This is a genomic window from Flavobacterium sp. EDS (genome assembly GCF_020991525.1).
Lineage (GTDB): Bacteria > Bacteroidota > Bacteroidia > Flavobacteriales > Flavobacteriaceae > Flavobacterium.
This window is the reverse complement of the sequence record NZ_JAJMOZ010000041.1, coordinates 1-1,292: the sequence shown is the minus strand read 5'-3', so window position 1 is coordinate 1,292 and position 1,292 is coordinate 1. Positions and strand designations below refer to the sequence as shown.

The following is a 1,292-nucleotide window of genomic DNA, read 5'->3' as shown; positions in this document are numbered from 1 at the left end:
CGGTTATCGGGACTGCGCCCTTTGCGGTTAAATCCACCCCATGCAGATTTAAAACTTAATTTCTCTTAATCTCTTAATGGTAAGAAAATCATACTTTACTTTTTTTGCATTTCATATTTAACATCTCTCAACAAAAACTACCTTTGTAATTCATTAAAAAATAGTTTATGATTGTCTGGATTCTATTTTTAGCTGCCATAATGGGGATCTTAGCACTTGATCTTGGTGTATTTAACAAAACCCCTCATATTATAAGTACTAAAGAAGCCAGTAAATGGACTCTTATCTGGGTAAGCATCTCCTTTTTATTCTCTGGTGTAATATATTGGCTATACACTACCAATTATATCGAAAACCCTGATGGCTTAAAACCTACTGCAGCCGCTATAAAATTTATCACAGGCTATTTGATCGAACTCTCTTTAAGTATTGATAATATTTTTGTGATTGCTATTATTTTTGCCTCTTTCAAGATTCCGCAAAAATACCAACATCGTGTTTTATTCTGGGGGATTTTAGGAGCTATCGTATTCAGAGGTCTTATGATATTCTTTGGAGTAATGCTTATTAATAAATTTACCTGGGCAACTTACCTGTTTGGAGGTTTTTTACTTTTTACTGCTATGAAAATGTTATTTTCTGGAGATAAAGAAGATTTTCATCCAAAGGACTCTTTTGCTTATAAGACTTTAAGTAAAATTATACCTATCACTTCTGAAACCGATAAGGAAAAGTTTTTCATTCAAACTGCCAAAGGCAAAGCTGCAACACCATTGTTTGTTGCTTTAATTGTAATCGAAGTAATGGATGTGTTGTTTGCTCTAGATAGCGTTCCTGCCATTCTCGCCATAACAAAAGATCCTTTTTTGGTATTTAGCTCTAACATCTTTGCTATTCTCGGATTGCGTTCGATGTATTTTTTCTTAGCCAATATGATCGCAAAATTCAGCCATTTAGAATATAGCCTAATTGCAATTTTAAGTTTTGTAGGCCTTAAAATGCTACTCCACGATTATATCGAAATACCAGAATGGGGCTCTCTCGCTTTTATCGCCCTTTCGCTGATTATAGGAATCATAGCTTCGTTACGATTAAGTAAAAATAATGAGAGAATTTCTAAAACAGAAGAATAATTGTAATGGGAAACATTTTCTAAACCATTAAGTTCTCTCTAGCTCTCCCTAAAATGAGAAATGGAATGTAGATAAAGCGGATTCACTATAATGAAAATATTTTTTTCTGAACCATTAAGTCATTAAGCTTCATTAAGAATAAAAGTTTAATCTCTCTAA

The 1,292-nt window shown here is 33.0% G+C and carries 1 protein-coding gene; it reads left to right on the top strand.

Annotated features, from left to right (window positions below; all coding sequences use genetic code 11):
* The first annotated feature begins 167 nt into the window (after positions 1–167).
* A complete protein-coding gene (locus tag LPB87_RS20575) occupies positions 168–1,133 on the top strand; it encodes a TerC family protein (protein ID WP_230729222.1) in 966 nt (321 codons plus the stop codon).
* Positions 1,134–1,292 lie beyond the last annotated feature (159 nt).

Coding starts and splice junctions, on each gene's coding strand:
- LPB87_RS20575 (WP_230729222.1), top strand. CDS start 168: ATGATTGTCTGGATTCTATTTTTAGCTGCCATAATGGGGATCTTAGCA.